Source organism: Bacteroides mediterraneensis (assembly GCF_016900355.1).
Lineage (GTDB): Bacteria > Bacteroidota > Bacteroidia > Bacteroidales > Bacteroidaceae > Phocaeicola.
In genome coordinates, this window is sequence record NZ_JACJKA010000009.1 from 86,678 (window position 1) to 105,303 (window position 18,626).

Genomic DNA, 18,626 nt, shown 5'->3' on the forward strand with positions numbered 1-18,626 from the left:
CAGCACTCATTTAAAATGTGACATTAATACCAAAATTATAGACCTTAGACTGAGGAGTATTCCAAGCAGCCCATCCTTGACTATTCTCTTGTGTTTCCGGATCGATGTTACGAATACCCGTTATCGTAAACAAGTTATATCCGCTCAAAGAAAGACGAACAGCAGATATAGGAGTATTCTTCAACCAGCTTTTAGGCAGATCATAAGCAAGTTCTATACTCTTCAAACGCAAATAAGAAGCATTATTCAACCAGAATGTGTTTCTATAGTTTCCTCCTCCTGTCACGGTTGCATCTCGATTGTAGGTACGAGGATATTCTGCATTGATATTATCCTCAGTCCAACGATTCTCATAGAAATCCTTCGTAAAGTTTCCAATGGTTCCAGCTTCCATAAACGTATATTGCCAAACCTGTGCTGCGCCCTGGAACAACATGCTCAAGCTCCAGTTCCGATAATTTACGCCCAAGTTAACCCCATACATAATACGAGGTATCGCAGGCTTGTCTTGACGAACTTTATCATTACCATCTATGACTTTATCGCCATTGATATCCTTGAATCTCACATCTCCTACTCTGGCTTCTGCCAAATGAGGATAAGAATCCAGTTCTTCCTGTGTACGGAAAATTCCATCCGCTTCATACATCAAATACATATCTCCATCGGTACCAATAGAAAGACCGGTTCTTTTCTGCCAAGGTAAAGTACTTTCAGGTTCATCTATGAAATCGATTGTACTATGATTATAGGTAAAGTTTCCACTTGCCATGATTGTCCAATCCTTATTCAACTGCTTGCTAAATCCTAAAGTCAATTCTGTACCTATATTTGAACAAACGCCAATATTTTCATCTGGCAAAGTCAAACCCGCATATTCAGGAATAGCTGCATTACGAGTGGCCAGAATATTATTTCGTTTTGTCTTAAAGAAATCGGCTTCAAAATTAAAATACTTCAGAAATCTTGTTTCAATACCTACATTATAAGTATTCGCAACCTCCCAAGTTATATTAGGATTGGCTGTTCTCAACAACCAAAGTCCACTTTCAATACCACCACCTAAAATAGCTGGATTATCAAATGTATAAGCTGTCAAATACTGAAAAGCATCCACCTTGTCATTACCCATCTGTCCCCAAGAAGCACGCACCTTCAAGTAATCCATCCAAGAAACATTCTCTTTCCAGAATTTTTCTTCAGAAACTCTCCAACCGACTGAAACGCCCGGGAAGAAGCCAAATCGTTTTCCGGCTGGGAAATTTTCTGATCCGTCATATCTCCAGTTAAACTGGAACAGATATTTCCCTTCATAATCATAGTCCAAACGACCGAAATAATTCATTCGAGCTGTTTCTGATGCTTTTCCGTCGTTAGTGGCACTGTTTATATCTCCCGCAAAAATTTCATCAATTGCCGTAGAAATGAAATCCTGACGTCTGGCCTGCATATAATCGTAACGACTCTGGTACTGTTCATACGCCACAAACACATTCAGATTATGAACGTCATTAAATGTACGCTTATAGTTCAAACGAGCATTCATTGTCACTCCCAAAGTTTGGTTCATATTCTGGTCCAGAATATTGGAACCTTGTTCTTTAGCAATGTACTCATCTCCACTTTGTTCATACATATAATATTTTTTCTCGAACTTCTTATAGAACACATCGGCACGGTCCACATACAAACCAGCATCAATAGACAGTCCTTCTGTAATCCAGGGCAAGTCCCAATGTAAAGTCAAGTCTGCATTTAAATACGATTGTCTGTCACGCTGATAGCCTGTTGTCCCGTCCAGTCCTGTGGCTGGAGAAAAATTATCTTGTTTAGAAGACACATTTCCGTAATTTGTACCCGGGAACCAGATATTTACCATCGGATTATACTTAATCAAATAACGCCAAATGTCTTCAGAGCCTGTGATAGGAGAATTTCGGTCTTCTTGACGAAATGCCACATTCAATCCTATCTTCACATCCTTGTGAGGAGTAAAGTCTATGTTCGTACGGAAATTATACTGGCTATAGTTACTTGCACTGTTTTTGTAATAGTTATCCTGATACTTATATCCTAAAGAAGCATAAAAACTGACATATTTCCCTCCTGCGGAAGCCGAAATGTTATGCTGCGTCTGTACAGCCTGTTTCAACAGAATATCGAAAGCATTCACATTGGGATAATTGACCGGATCACTTCCATCCTTAAATTTCTGGATAGCCTCATCAGAATAAGTTCCTGGCGTAATTTCATTAATCAATTCAGCATACTGCCACGAATCGCACATGTCTGGTAATATGGTGGGAGAACTAATACCTACATTTCCATTATAACTTACCGTGAATTTTTCAGACTTTGCCCGTTTCGTGGTAACCAAAATAACTCCATTTGCCGCACGAGAACCATAAATTGCTGCAGACGCATCCTTCAAGATAGTAATGCTTTCGATGTCATTAGGATCTAGGCGTCCCAAACTTCCGGCACGGTCTGCCACTCCATCTACAACAATCAATGGAGAAGAATCTCCCGTAGTACTTGCTCCACGAATCAGCAAACCTGCATCATCATATCCAGGCTCTCCACTCCGGTTATAAGAAATCAATCCAGGCAAACGCCCTGCCAAAGTATTCGTGATATTGGTCGTAGGAACTTTTGACAAATCACTACCTTTGGTACTTGCCATTGCTCCTGTGACGGAGACTTTCTTCTGAGTACCATAACCTACAACTACCACCTCATCCAAAATCTCAGCATCCTCTTTCAGTGTCACCGCCAAAAGCTTTCCAGGCTGAGCCTTCAGTTTTTGCGTCTGATAGCCAATATAAGAAATATCCAGTTCTGCACCATCTGCTACTTCCAGCACAAAATTACCGTCAAAATCCGTAATTGTACCATTCGTGGTACCTCCTTCCATCACAGTAGCTCCAATAATCGGTTCACCATTCACATCCTTTACAGAACCTGAGATTTTCTGTCTCACAGTCGTAGTCCGCCGTTGAGTTCCTTTTTTAACGACAATATTTTTCCCCTGAATCTCATACGACACATTCTGTCCATTCAAAATCTGAGCAACCGCATCTTTCAACTGGCTGGCATTTATGGAAACTATACGATTCGTATCCACATCACCGGCAATATACACAAACGAATATCCGCTCTTCGTTTGCAGTTCCGTCATTGCCTTTCCTACCGATACATTGTTCATTTTCAATGATATACTTTGCGAATAAATGCTCAAATTAAGGCATAGCAAAGCCCCGGCCATTAACATGGCTTTTTTCCTGTAATTCATAAATTTAAGATTTTAAGATTAAAAACTTCTGATAAAAGGTGTTTTACAAGGAATCTTTACTATTTTTGTCAAATTCCTTAGAAACATCTTAAAACAAGCAAGTTAGGAGAAACTAAGGCTATGACCGGAGGAACTTCCCTTTCTTCCGGTTTTTTATTTCTCCACAAACCAAAAATCAAGTATCTACTTTCATACGACATAAGGTTTTAGTGTGTTTAACAATCGGTCAATATAAGGTTATGTTTTTTTCTTTCTGTATGTAGCGAATTTTTCCTGTCTTCTTCAACACCTCCAAAATATCTCGCACACTCTGCTCACTACGGTTGAATCGCCCGTAAAAACGGTACTTGCGCAATGAATCCATGGCAAAGGTGATATGCACATCATAACTACGTTCCAGAATCTTAGCCACTTCGGGCAAAGGCATCTCATCAAAAAATAATCTACCAGAAGTCCATTCTAAGCTATTCTTCACCTTTGTAGATTTCTTCTTCATATACCCCTCTTCCTTATCTAGTGTCACCTGCTCATCCGGAAGCAGAATAATCTCGGCTTCTTCCCGAATACGGTTTCCCAACGCTACTTTTCCCTCCAACAAAGAAACCACAGCATCCTCATCATTCGGATAGTCCCGAAAATTAAACTTGGTACCCAACACTCGAACCGATAAGGAAGGAGTTTGCACATGAAAAGGAAGATTTTCGTTGCGGGCTACCTCAAAATAGCCTTCTCCGCTCAGCTCCACTTCCCGATTGTCCACTCCGAAATCCTGCGGATAGACCAGACGGGAACCGGCATTCAACACCACCAGCGTACCATCGGGCAAACGAAGACGGGTCTGTGCTCCCAAAGGTGCTTCCACTTCCACCTGGGTCAGAGCCTCTTTCAAGTTACGTTCACCCTTCTGATAAGAGAAGAAAGAAACAAGCCCTACCACCAGTACGGCCGCCGCATATTTGAACACAGACTTCCAGCCGATAGTCCTCTTCGGCTGTTTCGAGGTCCGATGTTCGGCCACCCGTTGACGGAAAACCTCGAAAGCCCGGTCAGCATCGTAATGCGTGCATTCTTCTTCCTGCACAGCAGAAAACCAAATTTCCTGCTGTTGCATGAAGTAACGGCGGTTGTCTTCGGAAGCAGAAATCCATGCCTCCAGCTCCTCACGCGCTTCCTTGTCCAATCCGTTGCTCAGAAACGCCGCAATCAGTTCGTCGATATGTGAATTTCTTTCTTCCATTTTCAGGGTTTCTATAAGTGAGACGAAAATTCCGCTTACATGGGTAGGCGAAACACATTATTTTTTTATTTGAAGGTGAAAAAAAACAGCAGAAGAGCCAGCAAATATTTCCCCAGCTCTGCATGAAGGGAGGCTAATGCACTCTTTATGTGGTACTTCACCGTATTGACAGAGATATTCAGTTCCGTGGCAATCTCTTCATATTTTTTCCCCTCGAAACGACTTTTCACAAACACTGTCCTACAAACCTCTGGCAAATGACGGATGGCCTGATAAATTTTCTCCTCCAACTCATGCTCCAGCAGGCTCCCCAACGGATAATCATCAGACTGCAAATAACGTGTTTCTCCTTCCTCCGGCATGGCAGAAAGAGCCACTTCCGTCCGTTCTTTCTTGGAGGCCAGATAATCCATGCAGTGATTGCGCACAGCACGTACCAGATAACTCCGCAAAGAAACCTGAATATCAAGTGTTGTACGCACTTCCCATAAATGGAAAATGACATCGCCCACCAAAGTCTCGGCCAGAAAATCATCGCCTACATACTCACGGGCCACGTGACACAACAGCGCATAATGATGACGATAAAGATGCCTGTAAGCCTCCTCATTACCCCGCTTCAGTTGCTCTATGATAATCCGTTCCGTAAGTTCCATTGCTTATCCTGCTTATTCCGGCTGACCAAACACCTGCCGATAATATTCACCTTTATCTGTCAGATTCTTCCACTGCTCCATTCCGCTGATGGCCGAACCATGTACCCGTTCATAAAACGCAATTTCTTCTTGTAACGGGTGGAAATCATTTTTCATCAATGCAAGGTTAAAAGCCTTCTCCAAGCGGATAAACCCGTACATTAAAGAATCTTGTGTCACTTCCTGCACTTTGACTCCATAGGCTGAATCCGCCCGTAGAAAATCCTTCCTTGCTACCACCGAATCTCCCTGATAGTCCTCCAGCATCGCTTTCATATTCCACAATTCGGGTGACATGAAATCACGCATGCAAGTATCCATCTCGCGGAGCAACGCCAACACTTCCGGCAGGCGCCAGCTGCGGAGCAAATAAGTATATTTCAAAAGGTAAGTCTGCTTATTGGGACACAACGCAATGGCGCTGTCCAGTTTTTCCCGAATCAATGAATCATAAATACAGACCCGCGGATGTGCTCTGTCGACCGGCACATTCCAGAACAAAGAATCACTCCGCATCAGACTGTCTGCCTCCAAGATAAGCGTATGCACAACAGTCTGATTACCTGACTGAAATCCAGTTCCTTTATGGGTACAGGCAGCACACATTCCAGCCACACAGCCCACCATCAAGAAGAGTCTTGCATTCATAGTCTAAAGGTTTGTTTCGCGCAAAGTTAAGTTTTTTCACTTAACCTTATCCTAAAAAGCACTAAATTCTCTCCCATAAAAAGGGAAACACCTTGATGAAAAAAGCCTCTCACTACTTGCATTTTCTCTGTCCCACAGTGTGGGATACAAAAACCACAGTGTGGGATATATATTTCACAGTGTGGAATACAAATCTCGCACTGTGAAACAGAGAATTTATCAGGACAAAAAAGAGTATGCTTCAGGGCGTTTTTGATTTATACACCGTAGAAAGCAAATTATTTCTTCAGACTTCTTTTCACCACTGCCGGCACACCTGCCGCAAGGGAATCATCGGGAATATCACGGGTCACTACACTACCTGCCGCAATGATGCAGCGGTTACCGATGGTCACCCCCGGACAGACCACCACATTGCCCCCCAACCAGCAGTCCTCACCGACTGTAATGGGATAGGCCGTTTCTTTTTCTTCCCGACGTGCCACATAGTCCATGGGGTGTTGGGGCGTGTAGAACTGGCAATGAGGACCGACCAGCGTGTTTTTCCCGATACGGACATAACCGCCGTCGAGTATGATACAATCATAATTCATGAACACATTCTCTCCCAGGATAATGCCGTTGCCGTGGTCACAATGGAACGGGGGACAAATGGTAGCGGTCTTCGGGAAACCGGGAATCAGGTCTTCCATCACCTGACGGTAATCGTCGTCGTAAATGGTCATCGTCTGCAACCGGGCGCACACTTTCTTGGCGTGTATCAGGCTGGCCTGTATTTCCGGTTCGGAAAAATCATAGAGCTCCTGACTGCGCATTTTTTCGTATTCTGTTTTCATAGGATTTCAGTTTATAAAATTACCATAGTCAAAGGTAGGAGGAATTTTGCTTATCTGCAAAAAAGAGAGAACTACAAGATGTGCCTATTAGTTAATCTCTTTCACCTCTATTTCTGCAACACCTATCATTTCAGAAAAGAAAGCCTTCAGCTCATTTGCAGTCTTTAGGTCTGCCAGCCGTTCATGAACCAAAAAAGTGGCATACGACTGCACAATGCTCTCCTTTCGAGGAACAAACCATACCATACAATCAATTCCTTGCTCAAAACGGTACAGATAAAAGCAAGGATGTGCAAGCGTGTGGCAATGAAACACCTCCTCACAAGCGAGCATAGAAATGGCGGCCACGTTCGCAGAACCTGCATAAGCGTTTATCCACATAGGAATACTCTGACAAAACCGTTCAAAAAACAACTTATCAGAGGTTTCCTTGTTTCTCCCAGTCATTTTTTTTTTCAAAAAAGCTGGCGAAAAGACAATCTCAAAAAACTTATAACCTGAATGATAATGGCAAGAAGCGAGGTGTTTCACCCGAGAGATAATGTCTGCGTTCTGCGTACAATAGTGAATATAGGTGCTATCCTTAGCCAAGATACACATTTTCTCTATCACCTCCAGTCCCCGCTGCAAAAGGAAATCAGAAGTATCCTCTTGTACATAAATAGAAGTAGGTCCGTCACTCCCTCCTATCACCCCTATAACGGAGGAAGTTTCTTTCGGGGCATGACGTGGGCTACAACCGACTGAAAGGACAGAAAGTGCTATCACACCACACATTACAAACAGATTGTTTTTCATACGATTCGGAATTTATGGTTAATCAAAGTTTTCCAGAAGGAAATGATTGTATTTCCTTTTATTGATGTAAATGGTCAGGGTATATATGTATAATCAAATGACCAAGAAACAGATTTCACGCTGCCCATTTCTGCGAATGTATAGAATCTTTTCTAATAATCAATAATTAAGCTTCGTTTGTTTCCCCCATTACTTAAAAGAACTCCAGTCAACATTAAAGTGTAGTTATATTCATGTAGCTCGTACATGAATATAACTAAAACATCAAGCTAAGAAATTTTTTTTGAGAACTCTTGAACCGTTCAATCTCTAAAGAGAGCGATTTCTTTAACTGGCCAGCCATAAAGCCCAAGAAAGGCTGATTTGTTTCTTCTTCCTGTGATTGCTGTAAAGCAGAAATATACTCTTCCCTGTCTTCTTTGAATATCTTAGTCGGAAATAGGTTGTAGCAGAACTGAATGTAATTCATCAGCAGGCGGGCGGTTCTTCCGTTGCCATCTACCCACGGATGAATGGTTACTAAATTAAGATGGGCATTAAAACTCAACTCGTAGCGTTCACGAAAAGTTGTCGCCGCTCTTTGCTTTTCTTGAAGAACTATACACAATTCATCTACCTTAGCAGGAACTTTCTGATAACTCATATAAGAACGACCACCCACACCTGCCGTAACGCCGCACAAACGAAATTCTCCTTTGGAAGAATCAAAGGAGCCACCCATTACATGGTGTATGCTGCCTGTAGTACGCATCAGCGTTGCATTCAATCTTTGCAAAAATGGCGAGGTGATTGACTCTTTACGCTTGGCTTCCTCTTTAGCAAGCTCGTATGCCTTCTTTAAGTCCTCATTCATCAAGTGATATACCAGCGGCTTTCCTTTGGCAGTCAGCCCCTCATCAAAAAGCATTTGTGCCTCCACTTCGGTGAGTGTGGAACCCTCAATCGCTGTAGAATGGGCAATAAGAGAATAGAGGTAGTACTTCTCATAGTCCACCGCTTCACTGATACCAAGTTGACGAAACTTTTGGTATAACTGTTCTATCTCCTGCCAAACACCTTGTTCCATGGACTCTTATTTAATAGGATTTATCTTTTCAAAGGTAGTGTATTTGCATTGCGTAGCCAAAGAAAATAATGACTTACTACTCTATTTTTTATACTTTTGGAAAAAATATGAGGAAAATTTCAGTAAAAGAAAAAAAGCTAAGCATTGATTTCTCAGTTGCTTAGCTTCCTGTGGTACCCAGACCCGGTACAAGGCATAGAAATCATAGGAAAATAAAAGAATTTATCTTCCTTATTATCAATTATTTGCATCTTTCTTATTTTCTCTATTTTTGCCATATTTTGCCCATTTTTCGTCATTAAGTACACTTTTAGTACACTTTGAAATTCCATTTTCTTTTGTACCTTTGCAATATCGGAAAACAAAAGAAAATCAATTATTTAGCGTAATCACCCGGTTATGGTACCTAAATCGGGATAAAACCTCTAAACAATGGCAAAGTTAGAAAATAAAACGAAAGAAAACCCTAAATTGGAGCAAAACAGGCTGTCGGACGGCAGAATTAGTTTGTATCTGGAGTATTATTTGGGTAGAGAGGAAAAGCCTGTATTGGATGAAAACGGTAATCAGGTGTATTATGAAAGCGGTAAGATGTGGGGAAAGCCGAAGTTCGCTATCAAGCATCACAGGCGAAAAGAGAACCTCAGCCTGTATCTGATAGAGAAGCCACGTACCCCTGCGGAACGCCAGCAGAACAAGGAAACACTGGAGCTTGCTGTAAAAATACGTGCCGAACGTGAACAGGAGTTTAAGGAAAGTATGTTGGGCTATCGCCTGAAAAAAGACCGGAACGTGAATTTCTTGGATTATTTTCAAGCCTATATCAATGACTATACCAAGAAAGACATTCGGATGGTGCAAATCGCCCTAAGCCGTTTCAAGGACTTTTTGAAGGAACATTACCCGATGCACGAGTTCGGCATCAAGCCGGAACTTATCACGAAGGACATGATGGAACAGTTCGTAGCTTATCTGCAATCCCGGAGCGTGGGCGAAGGGGCTAAAAGCATCTTCCAACGTTTCAAGAAGGTTATCCACTATGCGATTGACCACGATGTGATGCTGAAAGACCCCTGCAAAGGCGTTACCTGCAAGGCGGATAGCCAGATACTACGCAAGGACGTGCTTTCGCCGGAAGAAATCCAGCGGTTGATTGCGTGCCATTATGACAACGAGAACCCCAACGTAAGGCGTGCGTTTATCTTTTGCCTGTATTGTGGCTTGCGCTTCTGTGATGTGAAAGACCTTACCTATAAGAATATCGACTACGCTAATAAGCTGCTAAAATTTGAGCAGAACAAGACCAAAGGTCATTCCGCCAGTAGCGGTGTGGTCATTCCGCTCAATGACGGTCTTCTTTCGCTTGTGGGAGAACCGCCGGCAGACGGTAACAAAGACGCTCTCATCTTCAACCTGCCTTCGTATGAAAGTTGCTGCAAATCCGTCAAGCGTTGGGTGAAAAGAGCCGGGATAGATAAGCACATAAGCTGGCATTGCGCCCGTCACTCATTCGCCGTAAATATCCTCAACAATGGGGCGAACATCAAGACGGTTGCCAGCCTGCTCGGGCATAGCGGACTGAAACATACGGAGAAATACACCCGTGCGGTGGATAAATTGAAAGAGGAGGCGATAAACAGCCTGCCGGAATTAAAGTTTTAACCATAAAAGACTTACCTTTGCAACTATGGACTTTGAAGCATTAGTAAAACATATCAGCACGATACAAAGCACGTTGCAGGCGCAAGCCGCACACGCTGTAAACCTCGCCCTGACTGCCCGCAATTGGCTCATGGGCTGCTATATCGTGGAGTTTGAGCAAAACGGTGAAGACCGTGCCGCATACGGCGAACAACTGTTGAAGAAACTGGAACAGCGGTTGAATGTCAAAGGACTGAACGAGCGCAGGTTTCGTGAGTTCCGGCGGCTATACCTTGTTTATCCGCAACTGAAAGAGCCTATCGCACAATACATATTGGCAGGAAGCGAAATTCGGCACACACTGTCCGCCGAATTCACAGACCCAATTCGGCACACGGTGAGTGCCGAATTACAATCCGTTAATAATCAACCAAGTGAATGGAATACACAAGCTGATAGATTATTTGAAAGATTACCGTATTCTCATTTAAAGTTTATTTCTAAAATAGAAAATCCGGTCAAACGTGCTTTCTATGAAATGGAAGCAATAAGGGGTTGTTGGTCAGCAAGAGAACTGGAGCGGCAAATCAATTCCCTCTATTACGAGCGCAGCGGATTGTCGAAAAACAAAGAAGCCTTATCTGCTTTGGGCTGCAACGGCAAGCCATGCCGCTGCAGCCCAAAGACATTATTAACACGCCTGTTACGTTGGAGTTCTTGGGATTGAACGACCGTGCTTTGGTAACGGAAAGCGACTTGGAGCAATCCATTCTCGACAACCTGCAACACTTCCTGTTGGAAATGGGGCATGGGTTCTGCTTCGAAGCACGCCAAAAGAGAATCCTGATAGACGGGGATTATTTCTTTGCCGACCTCGTGTTTTACCACCGCATTTTGAAATGCCATGTCATCGTGGAATTGAAGATAGACAAGTTCCGCCACGAATACGCTTCGCAACTGAACCTATATCTTAACTACTTCAAGGCGGAAGTGATGCAACCCGACGACAATCCGCCTGTGGGCATCCTGCTTTGCACCGAGAAGGGCGACACGTTGGTAAAATACGCCACTGCCGGATTAGACCCGAACATCTTCGTGCAAAAGTATATGATAGAACTTCCCACTGAAGAGGAAATTAAGAAGTTCATTTCAACTGCAAACTATTAGCAATAAAAAACACTACTGGCGAAAAGAAGGAAAGCCATTCTTTCTCTTTTCGCCAGCACGTTTATTACTGCCAACAAGAATAGGTTTAGGTTAGTTTGGATGTATATACAAAAGACAGAACTAAACCGTAAATGCAGACGATAATTATAGCAAGTCACTTATGATACATTCTGTTCTTCCAAGACTATATTAGCATCATTATCGCATTTTTCAGGCTTAATCCGCTCTATACGACGAATATGTTTTGCCCTATTAGCTATAATTAACGGTACACGCTCGACAACAACAACCGATGTGTCAAGCCCCAACGCCCTCGGTTCTCCAATGCCTATCTTTCTAATTAAGGCATAAAGGCTCATCAGCAAATTTTGTCGGCGGTTACGGGAATCTTCAGGATAATATATCCGGTGGATAATAATAAAGCGAAAATCACCCGGTATGCCATTCTTATGCAATGAAGGATAAGAGCTTGTTAGTTCTACTTCACCATCCGCAACAAGGTCATCAACTACTTGTCGTAAATAAAGGCTCACGCGCGGTTCTATACGAAAACCTATACGCATGGTTATACTAAACAATGTCCCTTTTATTAATGTGGAACAATTATATTCAAGTGTGTCTGGTGTATCCACAAATTCAAGGTTAATAAGCCAATAATGATCTGCCCGTTTAGGCTGCTTATTAATTATGGAATACAACAATTTATCGTCCACACAACCTTCTTTGTCTGCATGATTCACATAGACAAGATTAGAAGCATATTTGGATATGCTTTCGTCCGCCTTAATATCAGAAATAATGTTGTAGTATTCACTCAACCGTTTGGAAGACATATGTTTTCGACGAATTTTGTTGGCACTTACCCATACAAACATGATAAAACATAATAATCCACCTATTAACAGCGTAAACCAACCTCCGACCATAAATTTGGACAGGTTTGCAGCAAGGAAAATACCTTCAATAACACAATATCCGCCGACAAACAGTATTGATAGAATGCGTGGAATGTTATGCATATGCAAATAGAATCCCAACAACAATGTTGTCATCAACATTGTAATAGTTATGGCAAGTCCATAAGCGGCTTCCATGTGGGTGGAATCTCGAAACAACAATATAGTAAATATTACTCCAATATACATTACAAGGTTTACCATTGGAATAAATGACTGACCTTTTACGTTGGTAGGGTGCTTAATACGCATACGAGGCCAGAAATTCAAGTTCATAGCTTCACTCAATATGGAAAATGAACCGCTTATTAGAGCTTGGCTCGCAACAATAGCTGCCCCGGTAGCCATTGCTATGGAAAACAACAGTATTTCTTGTGGCATGATTGAATAAAATGGGTTCACTGTACCTTCTGCACTTTCCGGATGATGCAATACCCACGCTCCTTGCCCCAAATAATTTAGAATAAGCATCACCTTTACAAATATCCAACTGACCGTAATATTTCGTCTGCCACAGTGCCCTAAATCAGAGTATAAGGCTTCTGCACCAGTGGTACACAAGAAAACGGCACCCAATATCAGAAACCAGTGGGGGGATTCCACTAATAACCGTATGGCATAGTAAGGATTGAATGCCTTGAATACTTGAGGATAGGAAGTCAGACTGATAGCTCCGGCGATTCCAAGAAGCAGGAACCAAAGTAGCATAAATATGCCAAATGACCGTCCTATATTTTCTGTACCAAAACGCTGAACGAAAAATATAATGGTAATAATGGTCAGTGTAATAGGAATCACAGGCAGATGCGGACTGATACTTTCAAGTCCTTCTATGGCAGTTGTGACCGTAATGGCTGGAGTGATAATACCATCAGCAAGCAAAGTGCTCGCACCGATAATGGCAATGATGTAAATCCACCTTCTTCTGTGGCGGCGTAAAAGGGCATAAAGCGCAAGTATGCCACCCTCCCCGTTATTGTCGGCACGGAGAGCCACCAGCACATATTTCACCGTAGTCTGAAGAGTAAGCGTCCATATGATACAAGACAATGCGCCTAAAACATAATTTTCATCAAGAGCTTCTCCAGTATGAATGATGGCTTTCATAACATAGAGTGGCGATGTTCCAATGTCACCAAAAACAATACCCAATGTGATGAGTAACCCGGCAAATCCAAGTTTATGTTGAATATTGCCTTCTTTTGATAGGTTTGCCATAAAAAGTAGTTTTTTGTTCTACATATATTTGTTTTCCTTTCAAGCGGCGCAAATATAAAATAAAATCTTAACAATAAGATTTCACTTTTCTTTTTTCGTGAAAAATATCATATAAACCTTGACGATGGTCAAGGCTTGTCTAAAAAAATAGTCTGTTTGAATTACGTATAACTATTAAACTCAAAAGCCGATGGAAAAGACCGCACGGAAATAGCCTTCTTCGCCAAGTTCGTATTGTGTTCAAACAATGAGTATCTGCCTGTAATCATAGACGCAGGGGAAACACGATACTGGGTAAGGAAGATAAATCCGCTGCAGAACGATGATACGAATTTCCTGCAAAAGCTGAAAGAGGAAATACCAGCCTTCCTGTTCTTTCTGACACAAAGGGAGCTTTCAACGGAAAAGGAAAGCCGTATGTGGTTCAATCCGAAGCTGACACATACGGCAGCCCTGCAGAAAATCATCCGGAGCAACCGCAACCGTCTGGAGATAGAAATGGCTGAACTGTTCCTTGACATCATGTCAAACATGAATGTAGAAAGCGTATCATTCTGCCTGAACGACCTCATGACACTGCTTATCTATTCGCAGGTAAAGGCAGAGAAATATCAGGTGCGGAAAGTGGTTCAGGAAGTATGGAAGCTGACTTCCGCACCGAACTCGCTTTCCTACACCGCCTATGAGATTGCTCCCCACCGTGACTGCCACTACGAAACGAAAAGGAAGACAGGAAGGTTCTACACGATAACCAAGAAACAGCTGACCGCTATATGATTATTTTGATGAAATGATGAATACAGTATATAACACGTTGTATTACAATATAATACAAGCTCATCATTTATTCATCGGAATATAATGCTGATGAAAAGAGAAATCATCATTTCTTTTTTGGCAAGCAGTCTGATGAAAAAATGATGAAGTGTTACCATTCTGTATAATAGCTTATTACAGGTAAAATTCATCAAATCATCGTTTTTTCACTCATCACAAAACCGTACGAAAATGACAACAGAAGAAGCAAAAAAGATAAGAATCGCAGACTATCTGCACTGTCTGGGGTATTCCCCAGTAAAGCAGCAGGGGGTAAACCTCTGGTACAAATCCCCGTTCAGGGAAGAGAACGAGCCCTCGTTCAAGGTAAACACCGAACGTGAACAATGGTTCGACTTCGGTCTGGGAAAGGGCGGCAACATCATCGCACTGGCGGCACACCTCTACGCAACGGAGAGTGTTCCGCATATCCTGAAACGCATAGAGGAACAGACACCGCATGTCCGTCCCGTGTCTTTCTCTTTTCACAGGCAGTCTGCCACCGAGCCGAGTTTCCAGCAGCTTGACATCGTGCAGCTGTCTTCCCCTGCCCTGCTCTCTTACCTGCAGGAAAGGGGAATAAATACGGCACTGGCGAAAAGAGAATGCCGTGAGGCACACTTCACCAACAACGGCAAACGGTATTTCGCCATTGCCTTTCCGAACATATCGGGTGGATATGAAATCCGCAACCGATATTTCAAGGGCTGCATCGCACCGAAGGAAATTTCACATATCAGACAATCGGGAGAGCCGAGAAAAGCATGTTACGTTTTTGAGGGGTTCATGGACTACCTTTCCTTTCTGACACTAAGGCTTGAAAGCTGTCCGCAATTCCCCGATTTCGACAGACAGGACTACATGGTTCTGAACTCTGTTGCCAATGTTTCCAAGGCACTCTATCCACTGGGCAGCTATGAGCGCATCCACTGTTTCCTTGACAATGACCGTGCAGGAATGGAAGCCCTGCAGCAAATCAAAAAGGAATATGACAATGCCAGATATATACGTGACGCTTCACACATTTACAGCGGATGCAAGGATTTAAACGAATACCTGCAAAAACGGGCAGAGACAAAGAAACAGGCTCAATCCATCAAAGTGAAGACACCGCCCAATAAACCGGGAGGCTTTCGGTTATAGCCCACTATAACTACACGCTTCGCTTACGTAGTTGTGGGCTCTCCCGAGGGGATTAGGGTTTTACCCTAATAACCCACTCAGGGCGTTTCTCCCCTGAGAACCCAGAGCAAAGAGTGACCCTCTCTTTGCAATCTCCGCTTATGAGTTGCACCCCTAAGAACCCCATGCGTTTACGGACAGCGGAAAAGCAAATAATAAAGTACAAACTCAAAAACAAGTATCTATGGCAACAAAATCAAGCATACATATCAAGCCCTGCAATATCGCATCGAGCGAGGCTCACAACAGGAGGACTGCCGAATACATGAGCCACATCGGAGAGTCCAGAATCTATGTGGTTCCCGAACTCTCCGCCGATAACGAACAGTGGATAAATCCCGACTTCGGCAGTCCGGATTTGCGGACGCATTATGACAACATCAGGCAGATGGTAAAGGAGAAGACAGGACGTGCCATGCAGGAAAAGGAACGGGAGCGCAAAGGCAAAAACGGTAAAATCATCAAAGTGGCAGGTTGCTCGCCCATACGTGAAGGGGTGTTGCTTGTCAGGTCGGACACCACACTGGCGGACGTGCGCAGATTCGGAGAGGAATGCCAAAGACGCTGGGGTATCACACCTCTTCAAATCTTCCTGCACAAGGACGAAGGGCATTGGTTGAACGGTCAGCCGGAAGCAGAGGATAAGGAAAGTTTCAAAGTAGGCGGCAGATGGTTCAAGCCGAACTATCATGCCCACATCGTTTTCGACTGGATGAACCACGAAACCGGAAAGAGCCGGAAGCTCAATGACGAGGACATGATGCAGATGCAGACCCTTGCATCCGATATCCTGCTGATGGAGCGTGGGCAGTCAAAGGCTGTTACAAGCAAGGAACATCTGGAACGTAACGACTTTATCATCGAGAAACAGAAAGCCGAGCTGCAACGCATGGACGCTGCAAAACGGCACAAAGAAGAACAGATAAATCTTGCCGAACAGGAACTGAAACAGGTAAAATCAGAAATACGCACTGACAAGCTAAAGAAGACAGCCACCACGGCAGCGACAGCCATAACAAGCGGTGTTGCTTCTCTTTTCGGAAGCTGAAAACTGAAAGAACTGGAACATGCGAACGAAAAACTGCAAGACGAGGTTTCAAAACGGGACACCAATATTGAAAAATTGCAGAGCCAGATACAGCAGATGCAGAAACAGCATGATACGCAAATCCACAATCTCAGGGAAATGCACAGACAGGAACTTGACATAAAGGAAAAGGAACTGTCACGGCTCGCCAGAATCATAGACAAGGCTTTCAGGTGGTTCCCGATGTTCAGGGAAATGCTCCGCATGGAAAAGTTCTGTGCCACGCTGGGGTTCACTAAAGAAATGACTGAAAGTCTTATAGTCAAAAAAGAAGCCCTGAAATGCAGCGGTAAAATCTATTCCGAGCAACACAGACGGAACTTTGATGTCAAGGATGACATTTTAATGATAGAAAACGACCCTGACGATGAAAGCAGGCTGAACCTGACAATAAACAGGAAACCGATTGCCGAGTGGTTCAGGGAACAATGGCACAAGCTTAGATATGGAACAAGAGTGCCGCAACAAGAAGAAAGGAAAGGCAAAGGATTTAAAATATAACTTGATTGTTTGAGGCTCTATATTCCCGATAATCAATTAAATTGTGTATCTTTGCCAATGGATTGAGGAAACTCTTTCCAAGACATATTAGAATTAGAAGAAGCGTTATGCTTATCTTGTACTTGAAAACGTAGGAAATTTTCAATCTGAATACAAGGATAGCATAGTGGTTCTCACGCATATAGCGTGGGCTGCTATTGTTGCATCTGTATTCAGGGTTTCCTACGACCTTCAAGTAAGAGTGTGGCATGCGGTTCACGCTTATTTTTAAATCTTTAAATACATACATTCAATTATGAAATTCTCAAAAACACTCTCCACTTGTTTAAAATGCATTTTTATTTCAGTCTTTTTTCTTTCAAGTACTGTTTGCGTATTTGCCCAACTTAAGAAAACGGCAAAAATTGAAAAGGTAAAATCTTTCACAGCTGGTTCTGTTACCTTAAATAAAACGTCCTTAGATGGTGTCGAAGTATATTCTGTAACTTTACCCAATAACTCAAAATATCATCAACCAATAGTTTTCTTTCTTGGGAATAAAGATGAAATGATTAAAAATTTACAAGATTTATCAGACGCCCTTGAAGAAGGTGAAAAAGGTGAAGTATTTGATTTCTCCGCATGTGGGAAAAATTACCAACTGTCTTTTAGCCGGACTTTAGGACAAAAATGTTTCAAGATTTGGGAACCTATAAATACGTCAAATGACTTCGGACGTTTTTTCAAAGCTACAATTGATGATATTTTAGAATTTATGAAAACCCCACAATAATTAGTATACTATTTTATGAGCGACACGAAACTTTTATCATTATCTGAAATATTCAATAATAAAATATTTCGAATTCCTGATTTTCAACGTGGATATTCTTGGGAAGAACGTCAATTAGAAGATTTTTGGGAAGATATTCAAAATCTTAGCCCTAACAAAATTCACTATATCGGTTTACTAACAGTCGAGCCAATAAAAGAAAGCGATATATTAAATATTGAAAAATGGAAAGATGATTTATGGCTCTTTAAAAAAGGATTGTCTGCTTACTATGTAATTGATGGTCAGCAGCGATTAACTACATTAATTATCCTACTGCATGAAATTTTGCGTACATTCAGTGATGATGAAGGTATTAATTACGGGCAAAAGAGTGAATGGATTGATCGTTTTTTGTATCGTTCCTATAATTCGATATATAAATCATTTGTATTTGGATATGAAAAGGACAATCCAAGCGATGAGTACTTTAAGACAAAAATATTAGAACAAGAATCATCTACAGCAGACAAATACCCAGAAACATTGTATACCGCAAACCTTATGTTTGCAAAAAAATATTTTGCCAAAAAGCTTAAAGTATTAAATAACGTGAGTTCGATATAATTCAAAACATAGTAAGTTGCCCGTCTTTGACAAAACACAGGTCAATGGCGGGCTTCTTTTCAAAGAAACAGTATGCTGCTATGGCAGATAGAGAATTGGCAATGAAGT

12 protein-coding genes and 4 pseudogenes are annotated in these 18,626 nt (G+C 42.3%); 7 read left to right on the plus strand and 9 right to left on the minus strand.

Features of this window, described 5'->3' with window-relative positions:
- Window positions 1-10: 10 nt before the first annotated feature.
- From H6A28_RS06690 to H6A28_RS06720, 7 genes are all read right to left on the minus strand, one after another.
- A complete protein-coding gene (locus H6A28_RS06690; protein ID WP_204475073.1) occupies window positions 11-3,292 on the minus strand; it encodes a TonB-dependent receptor in 3,282 nt (1,093 codons plus the stop codon).
- Between the two features lie 226 nt (window positions 3,293-3,518).
- Window positions 3,519-4,529 carry a FecR domain-containing protein gene (locus H6A28_RS06695; protein WP_204479447.1) on the minus strand — a complete coding sequence of 337 codons (1,011 nt, stop codon included), beginning with the start codon at window positions 4,527-4,529 and terminating at the stop codon, window positions 3,519-3,521.
- 65 nt (window positions 4,530-4,594) lie between these two features.
- Window positions 4,595-5,185 carry an RNA polymerase sigma-70 factor gene (locus tag H6A28_RS06700; protein WP_204479449.1) on the minus strand — a complete coding sequence of 197 codons (591 nt, stop codon included), beginning with the start codon at window positions 5,183-5,185 and terminating at the stop codon, window positions 4,595-4,597.
- A gap of 12 nt (window positions 5,186-5,197) precedes the next feature.
- A complete protein-coding gene (locus H6A28_RS06705) occupies window positions 5,198-5,872 on the minus strand; it encodes a hypothetical protein (RefSeq protein ID WP_204479451.1) in 675 nt (224 codons plus the stop codon).
- 278 nt (window positions 5,873-6,150) lie between these two features.
- Complete coding sequence (locus H6A28_RS06710) at window positions 6,151-6,708, minus strand: sugar O-acetyltransferase (protein ID WP_204475080.1); 558 nt, start codon at window positions 6,706-6,708, stop codon at window positions 6,151-6,153.
- A gap of 87 nt (window positions 6,709-6,795) precedes the next feature.
- Window positions 6,796-7,506, minus strand: coding sequence for a hypothetical protein (locus H6A28_RS06715; protein ID WP_204479453.1), 711 nt, complete (start codon window positions 7,504-7,506; stop codon window positions 6,796-6,798).
- Between the two features lie 256 nt (window positions 7,507-7,762).
- The gene (locus H6A28_RS06720; RefSeq protein ID WP_204475084.1) at window positions 7,763-8,572 is read right to left on the minus strand and encodes a Fic family protein; all 810 of its coding nucleotides are present in this window, start codon (window positions 8,570-8,572) and stop codon (window positions 7,763-7,765) included.
- Between the two features lie 432 nt (window positions 8,573-9,004).
- Here H6A28_RS06720 and H6A28_RS06725 point away from each other — a divergent pair, with 432 nt between their 5' ends.
- Together H6A28_RS06725 and H6A28_RS06730 are read left to right on the plus strand one after the other, a co-directional pair.
- Window positions 9,005-10,234 carry a site-specific integrase gene (locus H6A28_RS06725; protein ID WP_204479454.1) on the plus strand — a complete coding sequence of 410 codons (1,230 nt, stop codon included), beginning with the start codon at window positions 9,005-9,007 and terminating at the stop codon, window positions 10,232-10,234.
- Between the two features lie 25 nt (window positions 10,235-10,259).
- Window positions 10,260-11,380: pseudogene (locus H6A28_RS06730) on the plus strand (PDDEXK nuclease domain-containing protein).
- A 158-nt stretch (window positions 11,381-11,538) separates the two neighbouring features.
- On the opposite strand, the gene H6A28_RS06735 reads toward H6A28_RS06730, so the two are convergent.
- The gene (locus H6A28_RS06735) at window positions 11,539-13,554 is read right to left on the minus strand and encodes a KUP/HAK/KT family potassium transporter (protein ID WP_204479456.1); all 2,016 of its coding nucleotides are present in this window, start codon (window positions 13,552-13,554) and stop codon (window positions 11,539-11,541) included.
- A 183-nt stretch (window positions 13,555-13,737) separates the two neighbouring features.
- On the opposite strand from H6A28_RS06735, the pseudogene H6A28_RS06740 reads away from it, so the two are divergent.
- The 5 genes and pseudogenes from H6A28_RS06740 to H6A28_RS06760 all read left to right on the plus strand — a co-directional run.
- Window positions 13,738-14,331, plus strand: a pseudogene (locus H6A28_RS06740) (helicase); the annotation flags it as partial.
- A 231-nt stretch (window positions 14,332-14,562) separates the two neighbouring features.
- The gene (locus H6A28_RS06745; protein ID WP_204479458.1) at window positions 14,563-15,513 is read left to right on the plus strand and encodes a toprim domain-containing protein; all 951 of its coding nucleotides are present in this window, start codon (window positions 14,563-14,565) and stop codon (window positions 15,511-15,513) included.
- A 223-nt stretch (window positions 15,514-15,736) separates the two neighbouring features.
- Window positions 15,737-17,140: pseudogene (locus H6A28_RS06750) on the plus strand (mobilization protein).
- 295 nt (window positions 17,141-17,435) lie between these two features.
- The gene (locus tag H6A28_RS06755; RefSeq protein WP_204475088.1) at window positions 17,436-17,912 is read left to right on the plus strand and encodes a hypothetical protein; all 477 of its coding nucleotides are present in this window, start codon (window positions 17,436-17,438) and stop codon (window positions 17,910-17,912) included.
- Between the two features lie 15 nt (window positions 17,913-17,927).
- On the plus strand, window positions 17,928-18,518 hold the full coding sequence (locus H6A28_RS06760; protein WP_239465284.1) for a DUF262 domain-containing protein: 591 nt from the start codon (window positions 17,928-17,930) through the stop codon (window positions 18,516-18,518).
- Window position 18,519: 1 nt separating this feature from the next.
- On the opposite strand, the pseudogene H6A28_RS15125 reads toward H6A28_RS06760, so the two are convergent.
- A pseudogene (locus H6A28_RS15125) lies at window positions 18,520-18,626 on the minus strand (IS982 family transposase); the annotation flags it as partial.

Coding starts and splice junctions, on each gene's coding strand:
- H6A28_RS06710 (WP_204475080.1), bottom strand. CDS start 6,708: ATGAAAACAGAATACGAAAAAATGCGCAGTCAGGAGCTCTATGATTTT.
- H6A28_RS06760 (WP_239465284.1), top strand. CDS start 17,928: ATGAGCGACACGAAACTTTTATCATTATCTGAAATATTCAATAATAAA.
- H6A28_RS06735 (WP_204479456.1), bottom strand. CDS start 13,554: ATGGCAAACCTATCAAAAGAAGGCAATATTCAACATAAACTTGGATTT.
- H6A28_RS06720 (WP_204475084.1), bottom strand. CDS start 8,572: ATGGAACAAGGTGTTTGGCAGGAGATAGAACAGTTATACCAAAAGTTT.
- H6A28_RS06705 (WP_204479451.1), bottom strand. CDS start 5,872: ATGAATGCAAGACTCTTCTTGATGGTGGGCTGTGTGGCTGGAATGTGT.
- H6A28_RS06745 (WP_204479458.1), top strand. CDS start 14,563: ATGACAACAGAAGAAGCAAAAAAGATAAGAATCGCAGACTATCTGCAC.
- H6A28_RS06700 (WP_204479449.1), bottom strand. CDS start 5,185: ATGGAACTTACGGAACGGATTATCATAGAGCAACTGAAGCGGGGTAAT.
- H6A28_RS06695 (WP_204479447.1), bottom strand. CDS start 4,529: ATGGAAGAAAGAAATTCACATATCGACGAACTGATTGCGGCGTTTCTG.
- H6A28_RS06690 (WP_204475073.1), bottom strand. CDS start 3,292: ATGAATTACAGGAAAAAAGCCATGTTAATGGCCGGGGCTTTGCTATGC.
- H6A28_RS06715 (WP_204479453.1), bottom strand. CDS start 7,506: ATGAAAAACAATCTGTTTGTAATGTGTGGTGTGATAGCACTTTCTGTC.
- H6A28_RS06755 (WP_204475088.1), top strand. CDS start 17,436: ATGAAATTCTCAAAAACACTCTCCACTTGTTTAAAATGCATTTTTATT.
- H6A28_RS06725 (WP_204479454.1), top strand. CDS start 9,005: ATGGCAAAGTTAGAAAATAAAACGAAAGAAAACCCTAAATTGGAGCAA.